This is a genomic window from Serratia entomophila (genome assembly GCF_021462285.1).
GTDB classification, from domain to species: Bacteria; Pseudomonadota; Gammaproteobacteria; order Enterobacterales; family Enterobacteriaceae; genus Serratia; species Serratia entomophila.
Genome location: NZ_CP082787.1, coordinates 2610237 through 2630273 on the forward strand (window position 1 = coordinate 2610237; position 20037 = coordinate 2630273).

Genomic DNA, 20037 nt, shown 5'->3' on the forward strand with positions numbered 1-20037 from the left:
GTAAGTGGCAAATAAATTTAATGACTTCAGTCCCATACAGAACAACACCCGGCTTGTGTGCGCAAAATTCGCACAGAATATCCCTGATCTTGTTAATGCTACCCTTATCACCTGCGGCAAAAGATGTTAAAATTGACACATATCAATTATTGAATGAGCGTAATCTATGATCCCGGAAAAACGCGTGATTCGTCGTATTCAGTCTGGTGGTTGTGCGATCCATTGTCAGGACTGCAGCATCAGCCAACTGTGCATTCCTTTTACCCTTAATGCCCACGAGCTGGACCAGCTCGACAACATTATCGAAAGGAAAAAGCCGATTCAGAAAGGCCAGACCCTGTTCAAGGCCGGCGACGAACTGAAGTCGCTGTACGCAATCCGCTCCGGGACCATCAAGAGCTATACCATCACCGAACAAGGCGATGAGCAGATCACCGGCTTCCATCTGGCGGGCGACCTGGTGGGCTTCGACGCCATCGGCGGCCTGAAGCACCCCAGCTTTGCACAGGCGCTGGAGACCGCGATGGTGTGCGAGATCCCGTTCGAAACCCTGGACGATCTGTCGGGAAAAATGCCTAACCTGCGCCAACAAATCATGCGCCTGATGAGCGGCGAGATTAAGGGCGATCAGGACATGATCTTGCTGCTGTCGAAGAAAAATGCCGAAGAACGTCTGGCGGCCTTCGTATACAACCTGTCGCGCCGCTTCGCGGAACGCGGATTCTCACCGCGCGAGTTCCGCCTGACCATGACTCGCGGCGATATCGGCAACTACCTCGGCCTGACGGTAGAAACCATCAGCCGCCTGCTGGGCCGCTTCCAGAAAAGCGAGATCCTCAGCGTAAAAGGCAAATACATCACCATCGAAAACGCCGACGCGCTGTCGGTGCTGGCCGGCACGCCGCGCATCAACGTGACGGTTAACGCCTGATCCCCCATCGGATCAGCAATTCGCCGAAATTGTTGATCCGACACGCTTCTGTTGCTGTTCTGTTTTTCAATGTTGGGTTACTCTGTAAATTGACAGACTGTTGATTTCAGCTGTAAGGAGGCCCTATGGCGAAGTATCAGAATCTTCTGGTGGCTATTGACCCCAATCAGGACGATCAGCCGGCGCTGCGCCGGGCGGTGTACCTGGTAAAGCGGAACGGCGGGCGCATCAAGGCCTTCCTTCCTATCTATGACTTCTCTTACGAGATGACGACCCTGCTCTCACCGGACGAACGTACGGCGATGCGGCAAGGCGTGATCAGCCAACGCGCCGCATGGATCAACGAGCAATGTCGTTTTTATCTCGACGAAGGCGTACCTATTGAAATCAAAGTGGTCTGGCATAACCGCCCCTTCGAGGCCATTATTCAAGAAGTGCTGAGCAGCCAACACGATCTGCTACTGAAAATGGCGCACCAGCACGACCGGCTGGAATCCGTCATTTTCACCCCCACCGACTGGCATCTGCTGCGCAAGTGCCCTTGCCCGGTGTGGATGGTCAAGGATCAACCCTGGCCGGAAGGCGGCAAAGCGCTGGTGGCGGTCAACCTGGCCAGCGAAGAGCCTTATCACGACCCGCTCAATATCAAACTGGTGCAGGAAACCGTCGAACTGGCGGAAAACGTCAACCAAACCGAAGTGCACCTGGTGGGCGCCTATCCCGTTACCCCAATCAATATCGCCATCGAACTGCCCGACTTTGACCCCAGCGTTTATAACGACGCCATTCGCGGCCAGCATCTGATCGCCATGAAGGCGCTCAGGCAAAAATTCTGCATCAAAGAAGAGTTTACCCACGTCGAAAAAGGCCTGCCCGAAGAGGTGATCCCGGACCTGGCCGAACACCTGCAGGCGGGCGTGGTGGTGTTGGGAACGCTCGGCCGCACCGGCATCTCCGCCGCCTTTATCGGCAACACCGCGGAACATGTGATCGACCATCTGAAATGCGACCTGCTGGTGATTAAACCGGAGAACTTCAACTGCCCGATCGAGGCGGATGAAGACGACGAACACGACGACGAAGATTAAGCTGCGCGCATAAAAAAACACGGGCCAAACGGCCCGTGTTTTCATTTTGCTGCCGCGTTACTGTTGCAGCGCGCGCAGGATCGCTTCCACACTCTCTTTGGCATCGCCAAACAGCATCTGGGTGTTCTCTTTAAAGAACAGCGGGTTCTGCACCCCGGCATAGCCGGTATTCATTGAACGCTTGAAAGCGATCACGTTCTGCGCTTTCCACACTTCCAGCACCGGCATGCCGGCGATCGGGCTGCGCGGATCTTCCAGCGCAGCCGGGTTCACCGTGTCGTTGGCGCCAATCACCAGCACGGTGTCGGTATCCGCGAAGTCATCGTTGATTTCGTCCATCTCCAGCACCACGTCATACGGCACTTTGGCCTCCGCCAGCAGCACGTTCATATGGCCCGGCAACCGCCCGGCGACCGGGTGAATGCCGAAACGCACCTTGATGCCGCGCGCGCGCAGTTTCTCGGTGATCTCCGCCACCGGGTACTGCGCCTGCGCCACCGCCATGCCGTAACCTGGGGTGATGATCACCGAAGTGGAGTTCTTCAACTGCTCAGCCACCTCTTCTGCGGTGGTTTCACGGTATTCGCCCATCTCTTCGGCGTTACCGGTGGAAGAACCGTCGGTGCCGAAGCCGCCCGCAATCACGCTGATAAACGAACGGTTCATCGCCTTGCACATGATATAGGACAGAATCGCGCCCGAAGAGCCGACCAGCGCACCGGTGACAATCAGCAGATCGTTGCTCAGCATAAAGCCCGCCGCCGCCGCCGCCCAACCCGAGTAGGAGTTGAGCATCGACACCACTACCGGCATATCGGCGCCGCCGATCGACGCCACCAGGTGCCAGCCGAACGCCAGCGCAATCGCCGTCATCAGCAGCAGCGCCACCACCTGCCAACCTAGGCTGTCGGCGCGTACGAACGCCACCAACAGCAGGAAGGACACCACCAGCGCCGCCAGATTCAGCTTGTGGCGGTTCGGCAGCGTCAGCGGTTTGGACGAAATAATGCCGCGCAGCTTGCCGAAGGCGACGATCGATCCGGTGAAGGTCACCGCACCGATAAAGATGCCGAGGAATACTTCGGTCAGATGGATATTTTCCATCACCGGCTCCATCGGCGCGCCGTGGTCCAGGTAACTGTTGAACCCCACCAGCACCGCAGCCAGGCCCACAAAGCTGTGCAGCACCGCCACCAGCTCCGGCATCTCGGTCATTTCGACCTTTTTGGCCAGATAAACGCCGATCGAACCGCCGATGATCATGGCGATAATGATCCAGCCGACGTTGCCGGAATCCGGCCCCAGGATGGTGGCGATCAGCGCGATCGCCATGCCGGCGACGCCGAACAGGTTGCCCTGCTTTGAGGTCTCGTGGCGCGACAGACCCGCCAGGCTGAAAATAAACAGAATAGCGGCAACAATGTATGCAGCTGTAACTAATCCTCCAGACATTTGCTACCCCTTAGTTCTTGCGGAACATCTTCAGCATGCGCTGAGTGACGGTGAACCCACCAAAAATGTTGATGCTGGCGATCAGTACGGCGATAAAGGAGAGGAAACTCACCCAACCGCCGTGGCCAATCTGCAGTAAGGCACCGACCACGATAATTCCTGAGATCGCATTGGTCACCGACATCAACGGGGTATGCAATGCATGGCTGACGTTCCACACCACGTAGTAACCCACCACGCAGGCCAACGCGAACACGGTAAAGTGAGACAGGAACTCTTTCGGCGCCGCATCCGCCAGCCAGCCGAACAGGATAATCGCCAACGCGATCGGCCCGTATTTCAACCACGGGGATACCGGTTTGGCCGCAGGTTTGGCGACCGGCGCGGCGGCTGCCGCCTGCTTCGGCTGCGCAGAGACCTGGATCGGCGGCGCCGGCCAGGTGACTTCGCCGCTGCGCACCACGGTCACGCCGCGGATCACCGTGTCGTCGAAGTCGATATCGATGTCGCCATTCTTCTCTTTCGACAGCAGCTTCAGCAGGTTGACCAGGTTGGTGCCGTAAAGCTGGGAAGACTGGGTCGGCAGGCGGCTTGGCAGATCGGTATAACCGATGATCTTCACGCCGTTGTCGGTAACGGTGACGCGATCGGCCACGGTCAGTTCACAGTTGCCGCCGGTTTGCGCCGCCAGATCGACGATCACGCTGCCCGGCTTCATCGCCGCCACCATCTCTTTGGTGATCAACTTCGGCGCCGGTTTGCCCGGTATCAGCGCGGTAGTGACAATAATGTCCACCTCGGCCGCCTGGGCGGCAAACAGCGCCATTTCCGCCTTGATAAAGGCTTCGGACATCACTTTGGCGTAGCCGTCGCCGCTGCCCGCCTCTTCCTCGAAGTCCAGCTCAAGGAACTCGGCGCCCATGCTTTGCACCTGTTCTTTCACTTCCGGACGCGTGTCGAAGGCGCGCACGATGGCGCCCAGGCTGCCGGCGGCGCCGATTGCCGCCAGGCCGGCCACGCCGGCGCCAATGATCATCACTTTGGCGGGCGGCACCTTGCCGGCGGCGGTGATCTGGCCGGTAAAGAAGCGGCCGAATTCATGCGCGGCCTCAACGATTGCCCGGTAACCGGCGATGTTGGCCATCGAACTCAGCGCGTCCATCGACTGGGCGCGGGAGATGCGCGGCACCGAGTCCATCGCCAGTGCGGTGACGTTGCGCGCCGCCAGCTTTTGCATCAGCTCGGGGTTTTGCGCCGGCCAAATAAAGCTGACCAGCGTGCTGCCCTCGCGCATTAACCCGATCTCGTCGTCCTGCGGCGCGTTGACTTTTAAAATCAGATCCGACTGCCAGACCTCGGCGGCGTCGGCGATCGTTGCCCCAGCGGCTTCATAAGCGGCATCGTCAAAACTAGCCAGTTTACCCGCCCCGCTTTCAATCGCGACGGTAAAGCCCAGTTTGAGCAGCTGCTCCACCGTTTTCGGCGTTGCTGCAACCCGGGCTTCATTGGCCAACCGTTCTCTTGGTACACCAATACGCATAATGTTCCCTTCTCACCTGTCATGGATGATGTTTATTATCTTCCTGCCCATAGCACCAGCGCCGGCGGACAAGGTTTTTCTTATGCCTGTCCGCCCTAATTCCAGGCGCCATCTATAACCTACTGAAAATATAACCGATGATCCATAATTGCTTACGCATTCAACCCTGTTTTTACATAAAAACTCAGGCGGCGATATGACAAAACGCAATTTTCAGTGAAAAAATCCATATGTAACATCAATTTCGCCGCCGCATTGTCTTGCCAGGCACTTTGTCGCTTTCCGGCCTGGTGCGGCCGATGAGCATAAAAGTTAGAAAATTGTGAATAATTAACACTAATGACATCAAAGCCTTTATTATTGAAACTTATGCTGGTTACGCCGTCGCTGCGTTGAGCATTTCTTCAGGCGATTTGTCGTGGGGGATAACATAAAATGCTGAGACAGTTTCTGGGATTACATGTAATAATCGGCGGCTGAATTACACTTAAACAGTTCAGCACGTTATAAACGTTAATGCGCTAGGCGAAAGGATTTTTTATGAAGCTGAAGACCACGATCATCGCATCAGCCTTGTTATCACTCACCGCGCTGTCTGCTCATGCGGCGACTGAGTTAACTCCTGAAAAAGCAGCGGCGCTGAAGCCGTTTGATCGCATCACGATTACCGGCCGCTTTAATGCCATCAATGAAGCCGCCGACGCCATCTCCCGCCGTGCAGACAAACTGGGTGCAGATTCCTTCTACATTCAGGACAGCAATAGCAGCAACAACGGCGGCAACTGGCGCGTTACCGCAGACCTTTACCACAAAGATGCGCCGGAAGTGAGCAAAGATCCAAAATACCGCGTATTTAACGGCGTGAACGAACTGCCGAAAGAACAGGCCTATCAGCTGGAGCCGTACGATACCGTTAGCGTCAGCGGCTTCTACCGCAGCCAGCCTGACATCAACGACGCCATCTCCAAAGAAGCGAAGAAAAAAGGCGCTGCCTCGTTCTTTATCGTGCGCCAGGTTGATGCCAACTCAGGCGGCAACCAGTTCGTCACCGCGTACATCTATAAAGCCGATGCGCCAAAACGCCGCGTACAAAGCCCGGATGCGATCCCTGCCGACTCTGATGCCGGCCGCGCAGCCCTGGCCGCCGGCGGCGCCGCGGCAGCGAACGTGGAAATTCCCGGCGTAGCCTCTTCCGGTTCGCCAAGCCGTGAGGTGGGTCGCTTCTTCGAAACCCAGTCCTCTACCGGCCAGCGCTATACCGTTACGCTGCCGAACGGCACCAAGATCCAGGAAGTGAACAACGTGACCGCCGCCCAGATGGTGCCGTTTGACTCGGTGACCTTCACCGGCCACTTCAACAGCATGACCGACATTTCCACCGAAGTGGCGAAGCGTGCGGCCGAGAAAGGCGCCAAGTACTATCACGTGACCCGCCAGTGGCAGAACAAGAGCGGCGGCAACCTGACCGTCAGCGCCGATCTGTTCAAATAATCGTCTTTACCCCCTAAGCAATGGGTTTACCATCGGGCAGCGTTTGAGCTGCCCGTTTTTATTTGCCCCACCTCAACGCCGGCTGAATAGTTTTTTGTAAATTCCGCATATTCAATCATTGCATCTGCAATCATCCCTCCGTAGAATTTGCGCCAATTTTTAGGGCTATTGTCTAGCGGCGCGCTGATTGTCCCCGCGTTGTTACTGCCAAGTAGTTCCCTTCCAGTTGTTTATTCTGTGTTCAGGACCCGTCATTGGAAAAAAAACTAGGTCTTACCGCGTTAACCGCATTGGTGCTTAGCTCGATGCTGGGCGCCGGGGTTTTCAGCCTGCCGCAAAACATGGCGCAGGTAGCCAGCCCCGCCGCATTGCTGCTGGGCTGGGCGATCACCGGCGTCGGCATCCTGTTCCTGGCCTTCGCCATGCTGCTGCTTACCCGCCTGCGCCCCGATCTGGACGGTGGTATCTTTACCTATGCCAAGGAAGGCTTCGGCGAGCTGGTGGGCTTTTGCTCCGCCTGGGGGTATTGGCTGTGCGCGGTGATTGCCAACGTGTCTTATCTGGTGATCGTCTTCGCCGCCCTGAGCATTTTTACCGATCGCGGCGGCCAGGTGATTTTAGGCGATGGCAATACCTGGCAGGCGCTGATCGCCGAGTCGCTGTTGCTGTGGGTGGTACACGCGCTGGTGCTGCGCGGGGTGCAAACCGCCGCCAGCATCAATCTGGCGGCCACCCTGGCCAAGCTGCTGCCGCTCGGGCTGTTTGCCGTGCTGGCGGCCATCGCCTTCAAAATGGACGTTTTCACCCTTGATTTCCACGGCATTGCGCTCGGCAAGCCGGTGTGGGAACAGGTGAAAGACACCATGCTGATCACCCTGTGGGTGTTTATCGGCGTAGAAGGCGCCGTGGTGGTCTCCGCCCGCGCGCGCAACAAGAAAGACGTGGGCCGCGCCACCATGCTGGCGGTGCTGTCGGCGCTGGCGGTGTATTTGCTGGTGACCCTGCTGTCGCTGGGCGTGGTGCCGCGCACCGAGCTGGCCGAGATGCGCAATCCTTCGATGGCGGTGCTGATGGTGGACCTGATTGGCCCCTGGGGCGACGTGATTATCGCCGCCGGTCTGATTATTTCGGTCTGCGGCGCCTACCTGAGCTGGACCATTATGGCCGCCGAAGTGCCGCTGCTGGCCGCTCAGCATGGCGCTTTCCCGCGGATATTCCGTAAACAGAATCGCCATCACGCCCCTTCGGCCTCGCTGTGGTTGACCAATATCGCGGTGCAGCTGGCGCTGGTGCTGATCTGGCTCACCGGCAGCAACTACAATTCGCTGCTGACCATCGCCTCGGAAATGATCCTGGTGCCTTACTTCCTGGTCGGCGCTTTCCTGTTCAAGGTCGCCTGCCGTCGTCGGGACAAACGCTTGATCTTTGCCGCCACCGGCGCCTGCCTGTATGGGATTTGGCTGCTGTATGCGTCAGGGCTGATGCATTTGCTGATGTCGGTGCTGCTGTATGCGCCGGGGCTGTTGGTATTTATCTATGCCCGCCGCGGGCACCATGATATCAAACTGCTGAACCGGTTGGAAAAAAGCAGCATTTTCCTGCTGCTGGCGGCAACGGTGCCGGCCGGCTGGTTTATGCTGCAGTAACGGAATCAGGGCCGGGTGGCGACACCCGGTTAGCTTTCGCGGGGGATGCTGATGGTCATGCGTTCACCCACCAGGGCAATCGACACGCCTTCTTCACACTCTTTTTGGATTGCCGCCAGCTGCTCCGCGTCCAGCGCATAAGGCAGCTGGATATCGAATACCGCCAACCCTTGCTGCGCCGCCAGATCGATCAGGCGCACAATATTGGTTTCGTCGCTGACCTGGGTGGACACCACCTGCAGCGCCAATTCCTTCAACTGCTCTTTACGTGTTTGTGACGTGGTCACACGTGATTTCAACACCATGCCGAAGATCGGCATCACACCATAAATAGCATCAACAAAGCGCCAGTGCTTCTTGCACGATGCGGACAGAAAATCCATGTAGTCGAAACAGATTTTCTCACTGCGCGCGATGGATGCAAGGTGATTGCTGTTCATCCCCTCATTCCTCTCCTGGCCAGTGTTAACCCGTGGTATTTCAAGCTGCCGACGCCGGCAACTGAAATTCATTGGGGATCTTACATCCAGAAATGGATAATCGATGCGAAGCCTTAACGACTTTCCGCCGTATAATGGCATAATTCCCCTATTGTTTGCCAGTCTGTCCAGGAGCTTTAATCAATGGAACATCACAACCCGGCCCCGGTGCTGATCACCGGCGGCGCACGGCGGATTGGGCTGGCGCTGGCCAGGTCCTTTTTGCAGCGCGGCGTGCCGGTCATCATCGCCTATCGCAGCGACTACCCGGCGCTGGCCGAGCTGAAGAGGCTGGGGGCCTGTTGCATCCAGGGCGACTTTTCCACCCATGAGGGCATCTACCACTTTGCCGAGCAGGTGCGCCAGGCGGCGCCCAAGCTGCGCGCGGTGATCCACAACGCCAGCGCCTGGCAGGCCGAGTCGCCGGAAGTGCCGCCGGAACAGGTGATGGCGGCGATGCTGCAAATCCACGTCTATACCCCGTACCTGTTGAATCAGCTGCTCGAGCCCTGCCTGACGGGCCAGGGCCAGGCCGGCGCCGATATAATCCACCTGACCGATTACGTGGTGGAGAAAGGCAGCGACAAGCATATCGCCTACGCCGCCAGCAAGGCGGCGCTGGACAACATGACCCGTTCCTTTGCGCGCAAGCTGGCGCCGGAGGTCAAAGTGAACGCCATCGCCCCGGCGCTGATCATCTTCAATCCGGGCGACGACGAAGCCTATCGCCGGCAGGCGCTGGCGAAATCGCTGATGAAAGTGGCGCCTGGCGAAAGCGAGGTGGTTAATTTGGTGGACTACCTGCTGGAAAGCCGCTACGTCACCGGCCGCACCCATGGCGTAGACGGCGGGCGGCCGTTGCGTTAACTGACAGATGTGCGTGGCGCATCGTTGAACGCCGCGCTATGCTGAACTTCGCTTTTCCAATAAGACCGCTGGCATATGCATAAAATTGTTTTTGTTGAAGACGATCCTGAGGTCGGCAAGCTGATTGCCGCCTATCTTGGCAAGCACGACATTGACGTGCTGATCGAACCGCGCGGCGACAGCGCGCAAGCGCGTATCGAGCAGGAACAACCCGACCTGGTGCTGCTGGACATCATGCTGCCCGGCAAGGACGGCATGACGCTGTGCCGCGACCTGCGGCCGACCTTCCCCGGCCCGATCGTGCTGCTCACCTCGCTGGACAGCGACATGAACCATATTCTCTCGCTGGAAATGGGCGCCAACGATTACATCCTGAAAACCACGCCGCCGGCGGTGCTGCTGGCGCGGCTGCGGCTGCACCTGCGCCAGCACAGCCAGCAGCCGAAGGAAGAGTCTGCTCAACCGCTCACCCAACACAACGCGCTGCATTTCGGCCTGCTGTGCATTGACCCGGTCAACCGCCAGGTGACGCTGGGAGATGAAACCATCACGCTGTCCACCTCAGATTTCGATTTACTGTGGGAACTGGCCACCCACGCCGGGCAGATCATGGACCGCGAAGCCCTGCTGCAGAACCTGCGCGGCGTGAGCTACGACGGGTTGGATCGCAGCATCGACGTGGCCATTTCCCGCCTGCGCCGCAAGCTGTACGACAACGCGCTGGAGCCGTTCCGCATCAAGACCGTGCGCAATAAAGGCTACCTGTTCGCCCCGAACGCCTGGGCATCGGTGCAACAATGAGAAAGCTTTTCGTGCAGTTTTTTTTGCTGCTGTTCGTTTGCTTCCTGGTGATGGCGATGCTGGTCGGGCTGGTGTACAAAGTTACCGCCGAACGCGCCGGCCGCCAGTCGATGGACGACCTGATGAAAAGCTCGCTGTACCTGATGCGCAGCGAACTGCGCGAAATACCGCTGAAAGACTGGAACAAAACCATAGCTACGCTGGATTTGAACCTGTCGTTCAAGCTGCACATCGAGCCGCTCGGCAAACAGGATCTGAGCGAAGACCTCAAGCGCCGGCTGCGGCTGGGCGAAATCATCGCGCTCGACGATCAATACACCTTTATGCAGCGCATTCCGCGCAGCCACTATGTGTTGGTGGTCGGCCCCATCCCTTACCTGTTTTATCTCCACCAGATGCGCCTGCTGGATCTGGCGCTGCTGGTGTTTATCGGCATGTCGCTGGCGCTGCCGGTGTTTCTGTGGATGCGCCCGCACTGGCAAGACCTGCTCAAGCTGGAGAACGCCGCCCAGCGCTTGGGGGCCGGGCATTTGGATGAGCGAACCCATTTCGATCCTACCTCCAGCCTCAGCCGGCTCGGGGTGGCGTTCAACCAGATGGCCGACAACGTCAACACGCTGATCGCCAGCAAAAAGCAGCTGATCGACGGCATCGCCCACGAGCTGCGCACCCCGCTGGTGCGCCTGCGCTACCGGCTGGCAATGAGCGATAACCTGTCTGACAGCGAGCAGCAGGCGCTGAATCGCGATATCGGCCAACTGGAGTCATTGATCGACGAGCTGTTGACCTATGCGCGGCTGGATCGCCCCCAGGTGGCGCTGAACATCGAACCGCTCGACCTGCCCAAATGGCTGGAGGATAAGGTCGAGGATATGCGCCTGATCCACCCGGAGCGTGAAATTCAGCTCGATATCCCGCACGTCGGCGACTTTGGCGGCGTCGATCTGCGCCTGATGGAGCGGGTGCTGGACAACCTGGTCAACAACGCCCTGCGCTATTCCGTACAGCGGCTGCGCGTTGGCCTGTGGTTCGACGGCGATCTGGCCTGCCTGCAGGTAGAAGATGACGGCCCGGGCATTCCGCCGGAAGAGCGCGAGCGGGTGTTCGAACCCTTTGTGCGCCTTGATCCCAGCCGCGACCGCGCCACCGGCGGCTGTGGGCTGGGGCTGGCTATCGTACATTCCATCGCCGTGGCCTATCAGGGCCAGGTGTTTGTCGAGGGCAGCGCCCTCGGCGGCGCCAGCTTCCGCTTCTGCTGGCCGCTGAAACCGACTTTCAATTTAAAAGCAGAACCGGCGTAACTGAGACCGGATCACTATCCTATGGAGCCGAACAATGACATCTGCACATTCCCCATCCTCCGCTTATAGCGAACTGCGCGCTTTGTTTACCCGACTGTCGCGTTTCGGCCACCTCTCCGCCATTGCCGGCTGGGACATGCAAACCATGATGCCGCCGGGCGGCAGCAAAGCGCGTTCGGAAGCGCTGGCCGAGCTCAGCGTGCTGCAGCACCAGATCCTGACGGCGGAAAAAACCGGTGCGTTGCTTGACCGCGCCCAGCAGGAAGCGCTGGACGACATCGACCAGGCCAACCTGCTGGAAATGCGCCGCCAATATGACAACGCAGTGCTGGTGCCTGAATCGCTGGTCGAGGCCAAATCGCTGGCCGGCGCGCGCTGCGAGCATGCCTGGCGGGCGCAACGCCCGGCCAACGACTGGGAAGGATTTTCCGAGAACCTGCGTGAAGTGGTTAAACTCAGCCGGCAGGAAGCGCAGATCCGCGCCCAGGCCGCCGGCACCAGCCGCTATGACGCCCTGCTTAACTTGTACGAACCGGGCATGCGCAGCAGCGATCTCGATCGCATCTTCGGTGACCTGAAAACCTGGTTGCCGGACCTGCTGCAACGGGTGGTGGCCAAACAGGCCAACGAACCCTGCCTGACGCCGCAGGGCCCGTTCAACCTGGAAACCCAGCGCCAGCTGAGCCTGAGCGTGATGAAGCTGCTGGGCTTCAACTTTGACGGCGGCCGGGTTGACGTCAGCGCGCATCCGTTCTGCGGCGGTGTGCCGGAAGACGTGCGCATCACCACGCGCTACAACGACAAAGAGTTCCTGACCGCGCTGCTTGGCATCGTGCACGAAACCGGCCACGCGCGTTACGAGCAGAATCTGCCGCGCGATCTGCTAGGCCAGCCGGTTGCGCTGGCGCGTTCGACCGCCATTCACGAATCGCAAAGCCTGCTGTTCGAAATGCAGCTGGCGCGCGGCAGCGACTTCCTGAAAATTCTGCGCCCATTGGTGACGGCCCAGTTCGGCGAGCAGCCGGCGCTGGAAGAAAGCAACTTTATCCGCCTCAACCAGCGCGTTAAACCGGGATTGATCCGCGTCGATGCCGATGAAGTGAGCTACCCTGCTCACGTCATTCTGCGCTATGAAATTGAAAAGGCGCTGGTTGAAGGAGATATCGAAGTCGAGGATATCCCGGCGCTGTGGAACGAGAAGATGCGCGGTTATCTGGGCCTGGACACCATCGGCGACTATCGCAACGGCTGCATGCAGGACATCCACTGGACCGACGGCGCTTTCGGCTACTTCCCAACCTATACTCTGGGCGCCATGTACGCCGCGCAGCTGTTCCACAGCGTGCGCCAGGCGCTGCCTTCGCTGAGCGAAGATATCGCCGCCGGCAACCTGCAGCCGCTGTTCCACTGGCTGCGCCACAATATCTGGCGCCACGGCAGCCGTTTCCCTACCGATACGCTGATCGCCAACGCCACCGGCGAAGCGCTTAACCCGCGCTATTTCCGTCAGCATCTGGAAAGCCGTTACCTGTAAAGCCCCCCAAGGCGCGGCATACCGCTGCGCCTTTTCCCCTGCCTGACGCCGAGGCGTTTCATAGCGCACAGTCCCTGCCGCTTACACCTGAGCTGCAGAGTGGCGGTCTGTCGCTCTCAGTAAGTATGTTGTAACTAAAACAGGATCGCAGTTTCGCTAATCTTGCTTGCCGGCAGGCGTTTAGCCGCTCTCGCCAGGCGTTTGCGCCGCGTGCCCGGCGATCAATTCAACCAGCCGCGGCCGCAGCTGTGGCGGCAGGTCATGCCCCATGCCAGGGATAGTCTGCAGCCGGGCATTAGCCACCGCTTTGGCGACGGCGACGCCGCCGGCCTTGCGCACCAGACGATCCGCCTCCCCGTGGATAACCAACGTCGGCGCCGCGATCTTGCGGGTATAGCGCCGCAGATCGCCGCTGCCCAGCAGCGCAGACAGCTGCCGCTGCATACCCTCGGGATCGGCCCCCCGCTTCAGCAAGCGCCTCACCAGTTGATCGACCTCTGCGTCATTCGCCGGGTAATCTTCGGTACCCAGCGCACGCAGAAAATCTTTCATCGCCTGGTGCCGTTGCTGGGGCGTAGCCTGGGCCGCCGGGCGGCGCAGCAGCTGCAGCAGCAATGAAGGCGCCGGCGGCGGCAACAGCGGCTGGTTGGTGCTGGAGAACAGGATGGTCAACGATTTCACCCGCTGCGGATATTCGCCGGCCAACACCTGGGCGATCATGCCACCCATCGACGCCCCTACGACGTGGGCCTGGGGGATCTGCAGGTGGTCCAACAGGTGCACCGCGTCAGCCGCCATATCCGCCAAGGTGTAGGGCACCGGGGTTTGCCATCCCATCTGGGCGCGTAACATCAGCAGCCACAGCGGCAGGCGCCGCCTTGCCTGCGTTTTGCCCGATAAACCGACGTCGCGATTGTCGAAACGGATCACCCGAAACCCCTTGGCCGCCAGTGCCTGGCAAAAATCATCCGGCCACAGCAGCATTTGGGCGCCAATCCCCATGATCAACAGCAACGGCGGATGCGAGATATCGCCCCAGTCTTCATAGGCAATCGGCACCACTCCTTGTTCGGTCACCCCATGACGAATCGCTATATCATTCATTTAAAATCCTTTTTAACCTGTCGTAGCGGCCATTATAACAGCTATACCGCCCGGCGCAGCCCGGCTGTACATTAGGTTACATGCCGAAACCAATCACTCACGGAAAGCCCGCCGCCGTTTGCCTAGTATCTTACTCAACGGCCCCGCAGTGGGGTTGATACCCGAAAAGTAATCTGAGGAATCGACAATGAAAAAAGTATTAGCTCTGGTTGTTGCCGCTGCAATGGGTCTGTCTTCTGTTGCTTTCGCTGCTGATGCCGCCACCACCACTTCCGCGCCGGCCGCGACTGCAACCACCGCTACCGCTGCTCCGGCTAAAACCGCTCACGTGAAAAAACATCACGCGAAGAAAGCGCCAGTGCAAAAAGCGCAGGCCGCTAAAAAACACCACAAAAAAGCCCCGGTTCAAAAAGCCCAGGCAGCTAAAAAGCACCACAAAAAAGCCAGCCACAAGAAAGCGACCAGCACTCCGGCTGCATAATAGCAACCTGATGTGAGGCTCCCCTCACCAGTCCAGGCAAAGATTTGTCCAACACCCGGTTCGCCGGGTGTTTTTTCATCGGGAGTTCTCATCTATGCTGCGTCGCTACCTGTTTGAAATCATTCTGGCCGCCCTGATCCTCTGTGGACTGATCGCCGCCTTCTTTTATCTGTAGCCCGCCGCCGTTTTCCGGTGGGAAATTATTGAAAAATCAGCCGATGCCCATCCACAGGATGACTAATTCAGTCTATAGTTAGCATTCAGTGTGTTTATGGATGATCCGTATTTGCCAGGCAAGAGATCTATGCGCATATCCGTTTTACTGTTGCTGTGCACTTTCCCACTCGCGCTTTCCCTTTCGGCCCGCGCCGACAGCCCATCCGACGCTGCGGCGGCCGAGCAAACTCGCCTGTTCTTCGGCAAGGATGAACGAGCCAAGGTCGCAGAAACCGCCGCCTGGCCGTGGCAGGCGATCGGCCAGGTGGAGACCGCCAGCGGCAACCTGTGCACCGCCACGCTTATCTCACCGCACCTGGCGTTAACCGCCGGCCACTGCGTGCTGGCGCCGCCGGGCCAGCTGGACAAGGCCATTGCGCTGCGCTTTGTCGCCGGCAATAAGAGCTGGAAATACCAAACCGACAATATCGAAACGCTGGTCGACAGCAAGCTGGGCAAAAAACTGAAGCCGGACGGCGACGGCTGGATTGTCCCCCCCGCCGCAGCGGCCTATGACTTTGCGCTGATCCGCCTGAAGGAGAGAACTCCGCTGCCGATCAAACCGCTACCGCTGTGGCAAGGCGACAGCAAAGCGCTGACCCAAACGCTGAAACAGGCGAAAAGACTGATTACCCAGGCGGGCTACCCGGAAGACCATCTGGATGATCTCTACAGCCATCAGAACTGCAAGATCACCGGCTGGGCGCAACAGGGCGTTCTCTCGCACCAGTGCGATACCCTACCCGGCGACAGCGGTTCACCCCTGCTGTTGAAAACCGCCGACGGCTGGCAGCTGATCGCCATCCAAAGCTCGGCGCCGGCGGCGAAAGACCGTTACCGCGCCGACAACCGCGCGCTGGCGGTGCCCGGCATCCGCGACGCGCTGGATGCGCTGGCTGCGGGCAAGTAATTCGTCTGCGGCGCGCTATGCGCCGCATTGCTCCACCGCGATCCCGCCTATTAGGCCGAAAGTTGTTCGATAGTCTGCAGGATGCGCTTATCCGAAATCGGATACGGCGTGCCCAGCTGCTGGGCGAACAGGCTGACGCGCAGCTCTTCGATCATCCAGCGCACCTCTTGCACCTCTTCGTCCCGTTGGCGCTTCGGCGGCAGCTTGTTCAGCCACTGCTGCCAGGCCTGCTGCACCTGATCCACCCGCAGCATCTGCGCGCGGTCGCGGTGCGGATCGATAGCCAGCTTCTCCAACCGGCGTTCGATCGCCTGCAGATAGCGCAGCGTGTCCGGCAGGCGCTTCCAGCCGTTGTTGGTGACGAACCCACGGTAGACCAGCCCACCGAGCTGGGTTTTGATGTCCGACAGCGCCAGCGCCAGCGACATGTCCACCCGGCCTTTCAGCCGTTTGTTGATGTTGAACACCGCCGTCAGGATTTGCTCAACCTGCTTGGCGACCTCCACCACGGTGTCGTTCAGCTCGCCGCGGATCCGTTCCTGCAGCCGGGCAAACCGTTCTTCCTGCCATACCGGCCCACCGTGCTCGGCGATCAGCTTGTCGATACCGCAAGAGATGCAGTCGTCGATCAGATCCAATACCTTGCCGTAAGGGTTGAAATACAGCCCCAGCTTGGCCTTGTTCGGCAATTTTTCGTGCAGATACTTGATCGGCGAGGGGATGTTCAACAGCAGCAGCCGGCGGGTGCCTTGCCACATCGCCTGCTGCTGCTCCTGCTCGCTGTCGAACAGGCGGATCGCCACGCTGTCTTTTTCGTCCACCAGCGCCGGATAGGCCTTCATCGAGTAGCCGCCGCGCTTCTGCTCATAAAAGGCGGGCAGTTGGCCGAAGCTCCAGATATGCAGGTTGCTTTGCTCCAGCCCGTCGTCCGCCACCGCCGACAGCGTTTCCTGCACCTTGTCCTTCAGCTGCAGGCGCAGCGCCGCCAGATCTTTGCCTTCACGCAGCGTCTGGTGCTTTTCCCCCACCACCCGGAAGGTCATCTTCAGATGATCGGGCACCTGATCCCACTGCCAGTCATCACGTGACACGGTCACACCCGTCATGCGGCGCAGCTCGCGCTCCAGCGCGTCCAGCAGCGGCAGCTCCAGTGCGGTCACCCGGCCAAGAAACGCTTCGGCGTAGTTCGGCGCCGGCACAAAGTTGCGGCGCACCGGTTTCGGCAACGATTTGATCAGCGCTATCACCAGCTCGCGGCGAATCCCGGGGATCTGCCACTCGAAGCCCTGCTCCTCCACCTGATTAAGGATCGGCAGCGGGATATGCACCGTGACGCCGTCGGCGTCGGCGCCCGGCTCAAACTGGTAGCTCAGGCGCAGCTTGAGGTTGCCCTGATGCCAGAAGTTCGGGTAATCCAGTGCGCTGACCTTGTTGGCGCCGTCCTTGATCAGCATCTCTTTTTCAAAGTTGAGCAGATCCGGCTGCCGCTTGCCGGCGGTTTTCCACCAGTTGTCGAAATGCCGGCCGGAGACGACGTCATTCGGGATACGCTGGTCGTAGAAGCTGAACAGCTGGTCGTCATCCACCAGAATGTCGCGGCGGCGCGATTTGTGTTCCAGTTCTTCCACTTCGGTGCGCAGCTTGAGGTTTTCACGGAAGAACGCATGGCGCGTCTGCCAGTCGCCCTCCACCAGCGCATGGCGGATAAACAGTTCACGGCACAGCAGCGGATCGATGCTGCCATAGTTGACCTGGCGGGCGGCGACGATCGGCAGACCGAACAGCGTGACTTTCTCGCTGGCCATCACCGCGCCCTGCGATTTCGACCAGTGCGGCTCGCTGTAGCTGTGCTTAACCAGGTGCTGGGCCAAGGGTTCGATCCATTCGGGTTCGATGCGCGCGGCGATGCGCCCCCACAACCGGCTGGTTTCCACCAGTTCGGCCACCATGGTCCACTTCGGCGGCTTCTTGAACAGCCCGGAGCCGGGGAAGATCGAGAAACGGGCATTGCGCGCGCCGGTAAACTCCTGCTTGTCGGCGTCTTTCTGGCCGATGTGCGACAGCAGGCCGGTCAGCAGCGCGGTGTGCACACTTCGGTAGTCGGAAGGCACGCTGTTGACCGGCAGCCCAAGCTCCTTCACTACCTGGCGCAGCTGGGTATAAATGTCCTGCCACTCGCGTACCCGCAGATAGTTAAGAAAATCGTTGCGGCACAGCCGGCGGAACTGGCTGGAAGAGTGCTCTTTTTGCTGTTCCTTCAGGTAGTCCCACAGGTTGACGAAGGCCAGGAAATCCGAATCCTTGTCGGCGAAGCGGCGGTGTTTTTCGTCCGACGCCTGCTGTTTGTCCATCGGCCGTTCGCGCGGATCCTGGATCGACAGCGCGGCGGTGATGATCATCACTTCACGCACGCTGCCGCTCTTTTGCGCCTCCAGCACCATGCGCGCCAGACGCGGGTCGATCGGCAACTGCGCCAGTTGGCGGCCCTGCGGCGTCAGCTGATAGTGGCCGTTGTCGGCGGTTTTGATGGCGCCCAGCTCTTCCAGCAGCCGCACGCCGTCCTGAATGTTGCGCTTGTCCGGAGCCTCCACAAACGGGAAGGCGGCGATATCGCCCAGCCCAAGCGAGGTCATCTGCAAGATAACCGAAGCGAGGTTGGTGCGCAGGATCTCCGGATCGGTAAATTCAGGCCGCGACAGGAAATCCTGCTCCGAATACAGGCGGATGCACACCCCTTCAGATACGCGGCCACAGCGGCCCTTACGCTGGTTGGCCGAGGCCTGAGACACCGGCTCGATCGGCAGGCGCTGCACCTTGGTGCGGAAACTGTAACGGCTGATGCGCGCGGTGCCTGGGTCTATCACGTATTTGATGCCCGGCACCGTCAGCGAGGTTTCCGCCACGTTGGTCGCCAGCACGATGCGGCGGCCGTGGTGCGACTGGAACACCCGGTTTTGTTCGCTGTTCGACAAGCGTGCGTACAGCGGCAGCACCTCGGTGTGCGGCAGGTTTAAGCGGTTCAGCGCGTCGGCGGTATCGCGAATTTCGCGCTCGCCGCTCATAAAGATCAGGATATCGCCCGGCCCTTCGCGCCCCAGCTCGTCCACCGCGTCGAAAATCGCCTGCAGCTGATCGCGTTCGGTATCGTCCGCGTCGTCGACCACCGGCCGATAACGCACGTCTACCGGGTAGGTGCGGCCGGACACTTCGATGATCGGCGCATTATTGAAGTGGCGCGAGAACCGCTGCGGGTCAATGGTCGCCGAGGTGATGATCACCTTGAGATCCGGGCGTTTCGGCAGCAGCTCGCGCAGATAGCCGAGGATAAAGTCGATGTTCAGACTGCGCTCGTGCGCTTCATCGATAATCAGCGTGTCGTACTGCATCAGCAGGCGGTCCTGCTGGATTTCCGCCAGCAGGATGCCGTCGGTCATCAACTTGACCAGGGTATTTTCGCTGACCTGGTCGTTGAACCGCACCTTGTAGCCAACGCTGCCGCCGAGCGGGGTTTCCAGTTCGTCGGCGATGCGGTTGGCGACGGTGCGCGCCGCCAGCCGCCGCGGCTGGGTATGGCCAATCAGCCCTTTGACTCCGCGCCCCAGCTCCAGACAAATCTTCGGCAGCTGGGTGGTTTTCCCCGAGCCGGTCTCGCCGGCGACGATCACCACCTGGTGATCGCGGATGGCATTGAGAATGTCCTGCTTTTTCTGGCTGACCGGCAGGTTTTCCGGGTAGGTGATTTTCGGGCAGGCGGCGGCGCGCGCCTGCGCTTTCTGCCGCGCCGCCGCGATGTCCGTTTCCAACTCTGCGGCTACCGCCGCCTGAGCATCGGGATTTTTGATTTTTCGTGCGCCCTGCAGGCGACGCTGCAGACGTTGCTGATCGCGGAGCATCAGCTCGCCCAGTTGGGCCGGCAATGCCTCGAGCGGAGATTTCACGTTCGGTGTTCCTTGTTTCATCGCTGCTACAGCAAGGGATAGCAACGGTTTAATGATGTTTTAGCGATTTTTCAGCTTTAGCCGCACAGCCTATCACACGCGGCTTTTTCTCCATAATCCATCGAGTTAAGACGCGTCATGTTATTCAATAAAATCGAACGAAGATCTCGAAATATTGCGCTATCACTGGTGGATGAATGTGAATAGCATGTATCCCATGCAAAGGACGCTTTGTCCTGATGTCACTGTCATAACGTA

The 20037-nt window shown here is 59.3% G+C and carries 15 protein-coding genes; 10 read left to right on the top strand and 5 right to left on the bottom strand.

The window, feature by feature from the left end:
• Positions 1-166: 166 nt before the first annotated feature.
• Both KHA73_RS12750 and uspE read left to right on the top strand, forming a co-directional pair.
• A complete protein-coding gene (locus tag KHA73_RS12750) occupies positions 167-931 on the top strand; it encodes an FNR family transcription factor (protein WP_234584688.1) in 765 nt (254 codons plus the stop codon).
• Between the two features lie 125 nt (positions 932-1056).
• Positions 1057-2019 (top strand): universal stress protein UspE, encoded by a 963-nt coding sequence (gene uspE / locus KHA73_RS12755; protein ID WP_234584689.1) that lies wholly within the window; start codon positions 1057-1059, stop codon positions 2017-2019.
• A 57-nt stretch (positions 2020-2076) separates the two neighbouring features.
• Here uspE and pntB read toward each other — a convergent pair whose 3' ends face one another.
• Positions 2077-3471 (bottom strand): Re/Si-specific NAD(P)(+) transhydrogenase subunit beta, encoded by a 1395-nt coding sequence (pntB, locus tag KHA73_RS12760; protein ID WP_234584690.1) that lies wholly within the window; start codon positions 3469-3471, stop codon positions 2077-2079.
• A gap of 10 nt (positions 3472-3481) precedes the next feature.
• A complete protein-coding gene (pntA, locus tag KHA73_RS12765) occupies positions 3482-5011 on the bottom strand; it encodes a Re/Si-specific NAD(P)(+) transhydrogenase subunit alpha (RefSeq protein WP_234584691.1) in 1530 nt (509 codons plus the stop codon).
• Positions 5012-5551: 540 nt separating this feature from the next.
• On the opposite strand from pntA, the gene ydgH reads away from it, so the two are divergent.
• Both ydgH and KHA73_RS12775 read left to right on the top strand, forming a co-directional pair.
• Positions 5552-6502: a DUF1471 family protein YdgH gene (ydgH, locus tag KHA73_RS12770; RefSeq protein WP_234584692.1), complete on the top strand. Its 951-nt coding sequence runs from the start codon at positions 5552-5554 to the stop codon at positions 6500-6502.
• Positions 6503-6756: 254 nt separating this feature from the next.
• Positions 6757-8148, top strand: a complete 1392-nt coding sequence (locus KHA73_RS12775) for an amino acid permease (protein WP_234584693.1) — start codon at positions 6757-6759, stop codon at positions 8146-8148.
• Positions 8149-8177: 29 nt separating this feature from the next.
• On the opposite strand, the gene KHA73_RS12780 is transcribed toward KHA73_RS12775, so the two are convergent.
• Complete coding sequence (locus tag KHA73_RS12780; RefSeq protein WP_234584694.1) at positions 8178-8588, bottom strand: hypothetical protein; 411 nt, start codon at positions 8586-8588, stop codon at positions 8178-8180.
• A gap of 183 nt (positions 8589-8771) precedes the next feature.
• Here KHA73_RS12780 and folM point away from each other — a divergent pair, with 183 nt between their 5' ends.
• From folM to KHA73_RS12800, 4 genes are all read left to right on the top strand, one after another.
• Positions 8772-9494, top strand: coding sequence for a dihydromonapterin reductase (gene folM, locus KHA73_RS12785; RefSeq protein ID WP_234584695.1), 723 nt, complete (start codon positions 8772-8774; stop codon positions 9492-9494).
• A gap of 75 nt (positions 9495-9569) precedes the next feature.
• Entirely contained in the window at positions 9570-10295 is a 726-nt protein-coding gene (gene rstA / locus KHA73_RS12790; protein ID WP_234584696.1) for a two-component system response regulator RstA, read from the top strand.
• Complete coding sequence (gene rstB, locus KHA73_RS12795) at positions 10292-11596, top strand: two-component system sensor histidine kinase RstB (protein ID WP_234584697.1); 1305 nt, start codon at positions 10292-10294, stop codon at positions 11594-11596. The genes rstA and rstB overlap by 4 nt, the downstream gene beginning before the upstream one ends.
• A 34-nt stretch (positions 11597-11630) precedes the next feature.
• On the top strand, positions 11631-13130 hold the full coding sequence (locus KHA73_RS12800; protein WP_234584698.1) for a carboxypeptidase M32: 1500 nt from the start codon (positions 11631-11633) through the stop codon (positions 13128-13130).
• Between the two features lie 180 nt (positions 13131-13310).
• On the opposite strand, the gene KHA73_RS12805 is transcribed toward KHA73_RS12800, so the two are convergent.
• A complete protein-coding gene (locus tag KHA73_RS12805; protein ID WP_234584699.1) occupies positions 13311-14234 on the bottom strand; it encodes an alpha/beta fold hydrolase in 924 nt (307 codons plus the stop codon).
• 187 nt (positions 14235-14421) lie between these two features.
• Between KHA73_RS12805 and asr the strand changes: the two genes are divergently transcribed.
• Both asr and KHA73_RS12815 read left to right on the top strand, forming a co-directional pair.
• Positions 14422-14715, top strand: a complete 294-nt coding sequence (gene asr, locus KHA73_RS12810) for an acid resistance repetitive basic protein Asr (protein WP_234584700.1) — start codon at positions 14422-14424, stop codon at positions 14713-14715.
• A gap of 304 nt (positions 14716-15019) precedes the next feature.
• Positions 15020-15841, top strand: coding sequence for a trypsin-like serine peptidase (locus KHA73_RS12815; protein WP_234584701.1), 822 nt, complete (start codon positions 15020-15022; stop codon positions 15839-15841).
• 50 nt (positions 15842-15891) lie between these two features.
• Here KHA73_RS12815 and hrpA read toward each other — a convergent pair whose 3' ends face one another.
• Positions 15892-19779 carry an ATP-dependent RNA helicase HrpA gene (gene hrpA, locus KHA73_RS12820; RefSeq protein WP_234584702.1) on the bottom strand — a complete coding sequence of 1296 codons (3888 nt, stop codon included), beginning with the start codon at positions 19777-19779 and terminating at the stop codon, positions 15892-15894.
• Between the last annotated feature and the right edge of the window lie 258 nt (positions 19780-20037).

What these genes read in the sequence shown, in the direction of transcription:
- KHA73_RS12750 (WP_234584688.1), top strand. Translation starts at nt 167, where the DNA reads ATGATCCCGGAAAAACGCGTGATTCGTCGTATTCAGTCTGGTGGTTGT.
- uspE (WP_234584689.1), top strand. Translation starts at nt 1,057, where the DNA reads ATGGCGAAGTATCAGAATCTTCTGGTGGCTATTGACCCCAATCAGGAC.
- pntB (WP_234584690.1), bottom strand. Translation starts at nt 3,471, where the DNA reads ATGTCTGGAGGATTAGTTACAGCTGCATACATTGTTGCCGCTATTCTG.
- pntA (WP_234584691.1), bottom strand. Translation starts at nt 5,011, where the DNA reads ATGCGTATTGGTGTACCAAGAGAACGGTTGGCCAATGAAGCCCGGGTT.
- ydgH (WP_234584692.1), top strand. Translation starts at nt 5,552, where the DNA reads ATGAAGCTGAAGACCACGATCATCGCATCAGCCTTGTTATCACTCACC.
- KHA73_RS12780 (WP_234584694.1), bottom strand. Translation starts at nt 8,588, where the DNA reads ATGAACAGCAATCACCTTGCATCCATCGCGCGCAGTGAGAAAATCTGT.
- folM (WP_234584695.1), top strand. Translation starts at nt 8,772, where the DNA reads ATGGAACATCACAACCCGGCCCCGGTGCTGATCACCGGCGGCGCACGG.
- rstA (WP_234584696.1), top strand. Translation starts at nt 9,570, where the DNA reads ATGCATAAAATTGTTTTTGTTGAAGACGATCCTGAGGTCGGCAAGCTG.
- rstB (WP_234584697.1), top strand. Translation starts at nt 10,292, where the DNA reads ATGAGAAAGCTTTTCGTGCAGTTTTTTTTGCTGCTGTTCGTTTGCTTC.
- KHA73_RS12800 (WP_234584698.1), top strand. Translation starts at nt 11,631, where the DNA reads ATGACATCTGCACATTCCCCATCCTCCGCTTATAGCGAACTGCGCGCT.
- KHA73_RS12805 (WP_234584699.1), bottom strand. Translation starts at nt 14,234, where the DNA reads ATGAATGATATAGCGATTCGTCATGGGGTGACCGAACAAGGAGTGGTG.
- asr (WP_234584700.1), top strand. Translation starts at nt 14,422, where the DNA reads ATGAAAAAAGTATTAGCTCTGGTTGTTGCCGCTGCAATGGGTCTGTCT.
- KHA73_RS12815 (WP_234584701.1), top strand. Translation starts at nt 15,020, where the DNA reads ATGCGCATATCCGTTTTACTGTTGCTGTGCACTTTCCCACTCGCGCTT.